Genomic DNA, 9,198 nt, shown 5'->3' with positions numbered 1-9,198 from the left:
CCGCTACGACAAGACGGCCACCATTTACCTGGCCGGACTGCACCTCGCCGCCATCTTCATCTGGTCGGCGAGGTGATCCGAAAGAAACGGCCTAGTCCCCGCCGTTCCGTTCGGTGGAACGGGCGCGTCCGATGGGTGGATGCTCCCTTGTCCATGACCCTCCCGTCCCACAGGATGATTCCCTACTAATCCAATAGGGAAATGGGGAATCGTGGGTGAGGCGGAGGTGATCACCGAGGCCGCCGGGGACTTCTGGCGGCGGGTCGCCGACGAGGTCGCCGACGACCTCGCCGTGGACGCGATCGAGCGGGACCGGGCCGGCAAGCCGCCCTTCGACGAGGTCGCGCGGCTGCGTGAGTCCGGACTGCCGGCCGTGCTCGCCCCTCCCTCGCCGGACGGCGGCGGCATGGGCTGGCGCGACGCCTGTGCCGTCGTCCGCCGGATCGCCGCCGCCGACGGATCGATCGGTGAACTGCTCGGCCGCCACTACGTGTTGTCCTGGAGCACGCGCTTCTTCGGCACCCCGGAGCGCGCCGCCGGGCTGGAGGCGCGCGCGGCACGGGAACAGTGGCTCTGGGCCGGTGCCACCGGTACACCCGGGCCGCTGCCCCGCGGCGAGCTTCCGGGCCCCACGCTCACCCCCGGTCTGGTCCTCGACGGACACCGCGCCCTGCCCGCCGCCGTCGACGAGGCCGACCGGCTGGTCCTCGACGCCGTCCGGGCCGGCACGCACGAACCGGTCGTCGTGGTCGTGGACGCCCGGCACCCGCGCGTCGGCCGTGATCCGTCGCACGACCGGCTCGGTCAGCGGCTCACCGGTGCGGGCACCGTCCGCTTCGACGGCGTACCGGTCGACCCCGCCGACGTGCTGGGCCCGGCCGGGCGCGACGAGGACATGACCCCGCCCCATACCGCGTTGGCGCCGCACGCCCTCGGGCTCATGCTGACCCAGGTCGCGCTCGGCGTGGCCGAAGGGGCGCTGGCCGAGGCCAGGGACCTCAGCCGCTCCGCACGCCACCTCCGGGCGCTCGACGACGACGCCGATCTGCTGCTGGCCTACGGGGAGTCGGCGCTCGCCCTGCACACCGCCGCGGCGGTGACCGACCGCGCGACGACGGCCATGGCGGACGCCCTCGCGGCGGGGCGGGGGCTCCGCCACGAGCAACGCGCCGACACGGCCGCCCAGGTGGCGATGGCCGGCACGGTCACCGCACGGGCAGCCCTCCTCACCGGCGAACGCGTCCTGGCACTCACCGACGCGGACGGCATCGACCGGTTCTGGCGCAACGTCCTCGCCCTGGTCGACCGCGGCCCCGCCGGTCCCACCATGCGGGCCATCGGCGACCACTACCTGAACACCGTACGGCTTGGAGCGAGCTCCCTGCCCCGACCCGGCAGTGACGGTGAGTGATGTTCTGGCCGGAGGGTCTGGAGCCTTCGGTGCGTGCCTGACGCGTTCACGACGGCTGGGTGGCGGGCTCGGGCGGTCGGATGCCGCTCCGCTCCGCGCGCCCAAGCCGACCGCTTGTGACCAGCCCTGATCGTTCCCTGCTCACTCCCGATTCCTCGCTCGGGAGGGTTATCGGTCTGTCGTACGAAGCCTCATACCAGAGCGCGATGCTGTCCGTATGAGTTTGTCAACTGCCCACCGCACATGATGCGGTGGCGACTACGGTGAGTGTCGGTCGGGCGGCACGCGACACCCCATGTCGTAGGGCACGGCACGCCGAGCGGCCGCGTCCAACAGTCGGATCAGGGAGCGGGGACCGGTACGTGCAGCCACAAGGCGGACGAGGGAGCGGACGGGGCCAAGGACCCCGACGCCCGGGCCCGGCCGGCGCCCCGGGCCCGGCCGGTACGCGGGGCGCGGTCGGCACCACGGTCATGGCCCGTGAGCCCGGTCGCCAGGACGAGAAGCCCGCCGACGTCCGGCCCCGCCGGCCCGGCCCGGCCACCCGGGCGGAGCGCCGCGAGGGCGGACGGCACGGCAGGCCGGCCGTGCGGACCCTCCCCGCGCCGCCCGAGACACAGATACGGCCCCAGCTGCTGCGGCTCGCCGTGCTGCCGCCCGTGGCGGTGGCCCTCAGCGCCTGCGCGGCCCTGATCTTCACCGTCCGCTCCACCGGCATCCGGCCGAGCCCCACCCTGTGGGCCGTTCTCGGCGGCGCCACCTCGGTGGCGTTCGCCGGCGTCGTCATCGCCGCCGTGGCCGCCGATCGCGCCGCCCGGTCGGTGCACGACCGCGTCGGCGTCCTGCGCCGGAGCACCGCCCGACGCGAGGCCGACCTGCGCGCCCTCGTCGACACCCTGCGCCGCGGCGACCCCCCGCCGCCACGCGGGCGGCACGGCGAACAGGCCGACGAAGCCGACGAGTTCGACCTGCTCGCCGCCGACCTCGCCCGCGCGCACGACGGCGCCGTCACCGCCGTGGCGCAGGCGGCCCAGCTCTCCAGCCAGACCGGCAGCGAACAGAAGCTCGAGGTGTTCGTCAACCTCGCCCGGCGGCTGCAGTCCCTGGTGCACCGCGAGATCTCCATCCTCGACGAGCTGGAGAACGAGATGGAGGACCCCGACCTGCTCAAGGGGCTCTTCCACGTCGACCACCTCGCCACCCGCATCCGCCGCCACGCCGAGAACCTCGCCGTGCTCGGCGGGGCCGTCTCCCGCAGGCAGTGGAGCAACCCGGTCTCCATGACCGAGGTGCTGCGCTCGGCGATCGCCGAGGTCGAACAGTACTCACGCGTCAAGCTCGTGCCGCCGATCGACGGCACCCTGCGCGGGCACGCCGTCGCCGACGTCATCCACCTGCTCGCCGAACTCGTCGAGAACGCCACGGTGTTCTCCGCCCCGCACACCCAGGTCCTGCTGCGCGCCGGCCTCGTCACCTCCGGACTCGCCGTCGAGGTCGAGGACCGCGGACTCGGCATGCCGGCCGGCGAACAGGACCGGATGAACGCCCTGCTCACCGACCCCGACCAGGTGCATGTCGCCAGCCTGCTCGCCGACGGGCGGATCGGCCTGTTCGTGGTTTCCCAGCTCGCCAGGCGGCACGGCATCCACGTCCGGCTCCAGAGCAACATCTACGGCGGGGTCCAGGCCGTGCTCGTGGTGCCTCAGGCACTGCTCGGCCCCGAACCGCTCGCCGTCGGCGGCGGACCGGCCCCGGCGCCCCACCCGCCCGAGCCGGACACCGGCGCGCTGCCGGCCGCCCGGCACATGTCCCCCGTACCGGCCCACGCGGAAGCGCCCCCACCGCCCCGGCCCCCGGCCCCGCCCGCCGGCGCCGTCGCCCCGCCGCTGCCGCTGCGCGGTGCCCGCGCGGTGCGGCCCACCCCCGCCGAGGCCGTACCCGGCGTCCACCCCGGCGACCGGAACGCCCTCACCGACCCCGGGACCGTGCCCCTCACCCCGCGCGGCGGCACCGTGCGCGGCACCATGGACAGACCCGGCCTGCCCCGCCGCCGCGCCCAGGAGCACATCGCACCGCAGCTCCGCGACGGCCCCGCCCCCCGCCAGGACAGCGAGTACGTCGCAGGCCACGACCCCGGTCTGGTGGCCGCATTCCAGCGCGGCGTCAGTCTCGCGGAAACCCGGCAGGAGACACGGCAGGGACCCCCGCAGGACCCCCCGGGGGGATTCCCCCCACCCCCGGCCGACCACCCCGCCCGGCACGACGGGAGCACGCCCGCCGGATGACCAGCACCCCCAGCGCTCCCGCACCCTTCCGTACCCCAAGGAGTCGATCCACCATGGCGAGCGACGCGCCGACCGCCCAGGTATCCGACCTCGACTGGCTGATGAGCGGCCTCGTACAACGCGTACCGCACACCAGCAGCGCCGTACTGCTCTCCTGCGACGGGCTGGTGAAGTCCGTGCACGGACTCGACCCGGACGCCGCCGACCACATGGCCGCCCTGGCCTCCGGCCTGTACTCCCTCGGCCGCAGTGCCGGCGTCCGCTTCGGCGACGGCGGCGACGTCCGGCAGGTCGTCGTCGAACTCGACTCGACCCTGCTGTTCGTCACCACCGCCGGCTCCGGCACCTGCCTCGCCGTCATGGCCGGCCGCGAAGCCGACGCCGCCGTCCTCGGCTACGAGATGGCGATGCTGGTCAAGTCCGTACGGCCGTATCTGGTGACCGCTCCCCGTCAGCAGGGCGTCGAACCGCCGGCGATGAGGCCTTGAGCGTGACGGCGGCCGGTGACGGGCCCTGGCTCGACGACGCGGCGGGACGGCTGGTGCGGCCCTTCACGGTCAGCAACGGCCGCACCCGGCCCACCGTCGCCCTCGATCTGCTGTCGCAGGTCAGAGCCACCGGTGCCACCCCCTTCGGCTATCTCGGCCCCGAGCACGCACAGGCCCTCGACCTGTGCCGCGCTCCCGTCCCGGTCGCCGAGGTCGCCGCCCATCTCAGACTGCCGGTGGCCGTCACCAAGGTACTGCTGGCGGACCTCCTCGAATGCGGGGCGCTGACCGACAAGCCCCCCGCGTTCCACCACAACCCGACGGACCGGGCCCTTCTGGAGGCAGTGCTCGATGGACTACGACGACAGCTCTGACCACATCCACGCCGCGGACCGCGACGACGAGGCGTTCCCCAACGCGCTGAAGATCCTGGTGGCGGGCGGGTTCGGCGTGGGCAAGACGACCTTCGTCGGCGCGGTCAGCGAGATCGCGCCCCTCAGCACGGAGGAACTCCTCACCACGGTCAGCGCCGCCACCGACAACCTCGACGGCATCGAGAACAAGGTCGAGACGACCGTGGCCATGGACTTCGGCCGCATCACCCTCGACGCGCAGCATGTGCTCTACCTCTTCGGCACCCCCGGCCAGGAACGGTTCTGGTTCATGTGGGACGAACTCTGCGAGGGCGCCCTCGGCGCGGTCATCCTCGCCGACACCCGGCGCCTGGAGGAATGCTTCGCCGCGGTCGACTTCTTCGAACAGCGCGGCCTCGGATTCATCGTCGCCGTCAACGAGTTCGACGGCGCCTTCCGCTACGACCCCGGAGAGGTACGGGCCGCACTCGACCTCCCCGACGGGATCCCCGTCGTCCGCTGCGACGCCCGGATCTCCAGCTCCAGCGTCCAGACCCTGCTGACCCTGGTCCGCCACCTCATCGCCCACACCCCCGCCACCACGACGGGGTATGGCGCCCACATGTGATCCCCGCACACCCTCGGAGTCCCCCTATGACCTACGCCCCTACGCCGGAAGCCCGCCCATGAGCTACGACCCGCCCCGCCCGGCCGGTCGTCTGCTGGTCACCCCGGAGGACGGCCAGGCGCCGGAGCGCGTTCTGCGCCTGCGCCGGCTGGGACTGGGGGAGCACCCCGAGCCCACGCTCGACACCTTCGCGCACCGCCTCGCCGACCTCACGGGAGCGCCGTACGCCATGGTCAACTTCCTCGGTGAGAACGGGCAGTTCTTCGCGGGTCTGCACACCCCGGCCATCGCACCGGTGGTGCGCGGCGACGGCACCGGCGCCCTTCTCGGCCGGGTGCTGCCCCGCGACCACGGCTTCTGCCCCCATGTGGTGGCCCGGCGCAAGGCACTGGTCCTGGAGGACGTGAGCGACTACCCGCGGTTCGCGGGCAACCCGGTGGTGGACGAGTTCGGCATCCGCTCCTATATGGGCGCCCCCCTCATCGACCGCACCGGCATGGTGCTCGGCACCGTGTCCGTCACCGACATCCAGCCCCGCGCCTGGGGACAGCCGGGGCTGGCCGCCATCAAGGCGCAGGCCGCGGATCTCGTCGTACGGCTGGAGCGCCGGGAGGACGACGGACTGCCGCTGTGACTTCGCGCGCCGGAGGGCCGTGCGGGTGACGGTGTGAAGGAAAGCTGTGGCAGCGCTTAAGAAATCCTCGATGGACCGGTGAGGGTGTCGTACGGCAGATTGCAGTGCGATTCCACTCCTCGTTCCCGGACGCGGGCCGCTTCGGCGTGCCCGGGGCCGGGACTCACCCTCGGGAGCCGTAGCGTTGAAGGCACTGGTCAAGGAGAAGGCGGAGCCCGGGCTGTGGCTCGCGGACGTGCCGGAGCCCGCCGTCGGACCCGGCGACGTGCTGATCAAGGTACTGCGCACCGGTATCTGCGGCACCGACCTGCACATCCGGTCCTGGGACGGCTGGGCCCGGCAGACGATCACCACCCCGCTGGTCCTCGGGCACGAGTTCGTCGGCGAGGTCGTGGAGACCGGCCGGGACGTCACCGACATCGCGTCCGGTGACCGGGTCAGCGGCGAGGGCCACCTGGTGTGCGGCAAGTGCCGCAACTGCCTGGCCGGCCGCCGCCATCTGTGCCGCGCCACGGTCGGCCTCGGCGTCGGACGCGACGGCGCCTTCGCCGAGTACGTGGTGCTCCCCGCCACCAACGTCTGGGTGCACCGGGTCCCCGTCGACCTCGACGTCGCCGCCATCTTCGACCCCTTCGGCAACGCCGTGCACACCGCGCTGTCGTTCCCGCTCGTCGGCGAGGACGTCCTGATCACCGGCGCCGGCCCGATCGGCCTGATGGCCGCAGCCGTCGCCCGGCACGCGGGCGCGCGCAACGTCGTGATCACCGACGTCAGCGAGGAGCGCCTGGAACTCGCCCGCAAGATCGGCGCGACCCTGGCGCTGAACGTCGCCGAGACGACCATCGCCGACGGACAGCGCACTCTCGGACTGCGCGAGGGCTTCGACATCGGCCTGGAGATGTCCGGCCGTGCCGAGGCCGTGCGGGACATGATCGACAACATGACGCACGGCGGCCGGATCGCCATGCTCGGACTGCCGGCCGAGGAGTTCCCGGTCGACTGGTCCCGCATCGTCACCTCGATGATCACCATCAAGGGCATCTACGGCCGGGAGATGTTCGAGACCTGGTACGCCATGTCGGTGCTGCTCGAGGGCGGCCTCGACCTCGCCCCGGTGATCACCGGCCGCTACTCCTACCGCGACTTCGAGCCCGCCTTCGAGGACGCGGCCGGCGGCAAGGGCGGAAAAGTGATCCTCGACTGGACCGCGTAAGCCATCTGTATCCCTAGGAGCTTCCCGAATGTTCGACTCCGTGCGTGACGACCTGCGCGCCACCCTCGACGAGATCCGCGCCGCCGGACTGCACAAGCCCGAGCGGGTCATCGGCACCCCGCAGTCGGCGACGGTGAACGTCACCGCCGGCGGACGCCCCGGCGAGGTCCTCAACTTCTGCGCCAACAACTACCTCGGCCTCGCCGACCACCCCGAGGTGATCGCCGCCGCCCACGAGGCCCTCGACCGCTGGGGCTACGGCATGGCGTCCGTACGCTTCATCTGCGGCACCCAGGAGGTGCACAAGGAGCTGGAGGCGCGGCTGTCGGCGTTCCTCGGCCAGGAGGACACGATCCTCTACTCCTCCTGCTTCGACGCCAACGGCGGTGTCTTCGAGACGCTGCTCGGCCCCGAGGACGCGGTGATCTCCGACGCGCTGAACCACGCGTCCATCATCGACGGCATCCGGCTGTCCAAGGCCCGCCGCCTCCGCTACGCCAACCGCGACATGGCCGACCTCGAGCGCCAGCTGAAGGAGGCGGCGGAGGGCGGTGCGCGCCGTACGCTGATCGTCACCGACGGCGTCTTCTCCATGGACGGCTACGTCGCCCCGCTGGCCGAGATCTGCGACCTCGCCGACCGGCACGGCGCCATGGTCATGGTCGACGACTCGCACGCCGTCGGCTTCGTCGGCCCCGGCGGGCGCGGTACGCCCGAACTGCACGGCGTCATGGACCGGGTCGACATCATCACCGGCACCCTCGGCAAGGCGCTCGGCGGCGCGTCCGGCGGCTATGTCGCCGCCCGCGCGGAGATCGTCGCCCTGCTGCGCCAGCGCTCCCGCCCGTACCTGTTCTCCAACACCCTCGCCCCGGTGATCGCCGCCGCCTCCCTGAAGGTCCTCGACCTGCTGGAATCGGCCGACGACCTGCGCGTGCGGCTCGCCGACAACACCGCCCTGTTCCGCCGCCGGATGACCGAGGAGGGCTTCGACATCCTCCCCGGAGACCACGCCATCGCCCCCGTGATGATCGGCGACGCGTCGGAGGCGGGCCGTCTGGCCGAGCTGCTGCTGGAGCGCGGGGTGTACGTGATCGGCTTCTCCTACCCGGTGGTGCCGCAGGGCCGGGCCCGTATCCGCGTCCAGCTGTCCGCCGCGCACTCCACCGAGGACGTGAACCGCGCGGTGGACGCCTTCGTGGCGGCACGGACGGAGCTCGACGGCTGACCGGAGCACACCCCCGCATTCAGGCAATCCGCATTTGAGACAATCGATCTCATGATCGAAGCGCGGCGGCTCCACATCCTTCGTGCGGTGGCGGACCACCGGACGGTCACGGCGGCGGCCGCCGCGCTGTATCTCACCCCCTCGGCGGTCTCCCAGCAGCTGGCCGCCCTGGAGCAGGAGACCGGGCACCGTCTCGTCGAGCGCGGTGCCAAGGGCGTACGGCTGACCCCGGCCGGGGAGATCCTGCTCAGCCACACCAACGTGGTCCTCGCCCAGCTGGAGCGGGCCGAGGCCGAACTGGCCGCCTACGGGTCGGGGGAGTCCGGCACGGTCACGGTGGCCGCGTTCGCCACCGGCATCGCCCAGGTCGTCGCCCCCGCCGTGGCCCGCCTCGCCGCGGCGGCGCCCGGTATCCGGATCCGGGTCCAGGACGCCGAGGGCGATGCCAGCCTGCCGATGGTCCTGGACCGGCAGGTCGACGTCGCCGTGGCGGTCGAGTACCGAGGGGCACCGCCCGCCGACGATCCGCGGCTGGCCCACGTACCGCTGTACGCCGAGCCCTTCGACGCCGTCGTCCCCGTCACCCACCGGCTGGCCGACACCGCCGAGGTGCCGCTCGCCGAGCTGGCCAAGGACCCGTGGATCGGACCGTACCCCGGCAACCCCTGTCACGACGTGGTCGTGCTCGCGTGCGAGAGCGCGGGCTTCCAGCCACGCCTGGAGCACTCCTCGGACGACTTCCGCGCGGTGGTCGCCCTCGCCTCGGCGGACGTGGGCGTGGCCCTGGTCCCGCGTTCGGCGCTGCGCGGCATGGACCTCACCGGTGTGGTCGTCCGCCCGGTCGACGGTACGGCCCCGACCCGCCGCGTCTTCGCCGCCGTACGCCGGGGTGCCGAGGGCCATCCGCTGATCCGCCCGGTGCTGGACTCCCTCCGCGCGGCGGCCGGTGACGCCTGAG

Annotated in this window: 9 protein-coding genes; all 9 read left to right on the top strand. The window is 72.8% G+C overall.

Annotation, left to right across the window (positions count from 1 at the left end):
- The first annotated feature begins 211 nt into the window (after positions 1-211).
- The 9 genes from ACGFR9_RS28480 to ACGFR9_RS28440 all read left to right on the top strand — a co-directional run bounded on the left by ACGFR9_RS28480 (position 212) and on the right by ACGFR9_RS28440 (position 9,197).
- Positions 212-1,411 (top strand): acyl-CoA dehydrogenase family protein, encoded by a 1,200-nt coding sequence (locus ACGFR9_RS28480; protein WP_393213761.1) that lies wholly within the window; start codon positions 212-214, stop codon positions 1,409-1,411.
- A gap of 473 nt (positions 1,412-1,884) precedes the next feature.
- Positions 1,885-3,696, top strand: a complete 1,812-nt coding sequence (locus tag ACGFR9_RS28475; RefSeq protein WP_393213759.1) for a sensor histidine kinase — start codon at positions 1,885-1,887, stop codon at positions 3,694-3,696.
- 53 nt (positions 3,697-3,749) lie between these two features.
- On the top strand, positions 3,750-4,184 hold the full coding sequence (locus tag ACGFR9_RS28470; protein WP_030223208.1) for a roadblock/LC7 domain-containing protein: 435 nt from the start codon (positions 3,750-3,752) through the stop codon (positions 4,182-4,184).
- 2 nt (positions 4,185-4,186) lie between these two features.
- Positions 4,187-4,558 (top strand): DUF742 domain-containing protein, encoded by a 372-nt coding sequence (locus ACGFR9_RS28465; RefSeq protein WP_030223204.1) that lies wholly within the window; start codon positions 4,187-4,189, stop codon positions 4,556-4,558.
- A complete protein-coding gene (locus tag ACGFR9_RS28460; protein WP_030223202.1) occupies positions 4,536-5,165 on the top strand; it encodes an ATP/GTP-binding protein in 630 nt (209 codons plus the stop codon). Before ACGFR9_RS28465 ends, ACGFR9_RS28460 begins: the two co-directional genes overlap by 23 nt.
- A gap of 58 nt (positions 5,166-5,223) precedes the next feature.
- A complete protein-coding gene (locus ACGFR9_RS28455) occupies positions 5,224-5,799 on the top strand; it encodes a GAF domain-containing protein (RefSeq protein ID WP_393213757.1) in 576 nt (191 codons plus the stop codon).
- 184 nt (positions 5,800-5,983) lie between these two features.
- On the top strand, positions 5,984-7,012 hold the full coding sequence (tdh, locus tag ACGFR9_RS28450; protein ID WP_393213754.1) for an L-threonine 3-dehydrogenase: 1,029 nt from the start codon (positions 5,984-5,986) through the stop codon (positions 7,010-7,012).
- A gap of 28 nt (positions 7,013-7,040) precedes the next feature.
- On the top strand, positions 7,041-8,240 hold the full coding sequence (locus ACGFR9_RS28445; RefSeq protein ID WP_393213751.1) for a glycine C-acetyltransferase: 1,200 nt from the start codon (positions 7,041-7,043) through the stop codon (positions 8,238-8,240).
- Positions 8,241-8,291: 51 nt separating this feature from the next.
- Entirely contained in the window at positions 8,292-9,197 is a 906-nt protein-coding gene (locus ACGFR9_RS28440; protein ID WP_393213748.1) for a LysR family transcriptional regulator, read from the top strand.
- The last annotated feature ends 1 nt before the right edge of the window (position 9,198 follow it).

This window comes from Streptomyces sp. NPDC048584 (genome assembly GCF_043199595.1).
GTDB classification, from domain to species: domain Bacteria; phylum Actinomycetota; class Actinomycetes; order Streptomycetales; family Streptomycetaceae; genus Streptomyces; species Streptomyces edwardsiae.
The sequence above is the reverse complement of the archived record's forward strand: the minus strand, read 5'-3'. Positions and strand labels throughout refer to the sequence as shown.

What these genes read in the sequence shown, in the direction of transcription:
- ACGFR9_RS28440 (WP_393213748.1), top strand. Translation starts at nt 8,292, where the DNA reads ATGATCGAAGCGCGGCGGCTCCACATCCTTCGTGCGGTGGCGGACCAC.
- ACGFR9_RS28455 (WP_393213757.1), top strand. Translation starts at nt 5,224, where the DNA reads ATGAGCTACGACCCGCCCCGCCCGGCCGGTCGTCTGCTGGTCACCCCG.
- ACGFR9_RS28445 (WP_393213751.1), top strand. Translation starts at nt 7,041, where the DNA reads ATGTTCGACTCCGTGCGTGACGACCTGCGCGCCACCCTCGACGAGATC.
- ACGFR9_RS28460 (WP_030223202.1), top strand. Translation starts at nt 4,536, where the DNA reads ATGGACTACGACGACAGCTCTGACCACATCCACGCCGCGGACCGCGAC.
- ACGFR9_RS28470 (WP_030223208.1), top strand. Translation starts at nt 3,750, where the DNA reads ATGGCGAGCGACGCGCCGACCGCCCAGGTATCCGACCTCGACTGGCTG.
- ACGFR9_RS28475 (WP_393213759.1), top strand. Translation starts at nt 1,885, where the DNA reads ATGGCCCGTGAGCCCGGTCGCCAGGACGAGAAGCCCGCCGACGTCCGG.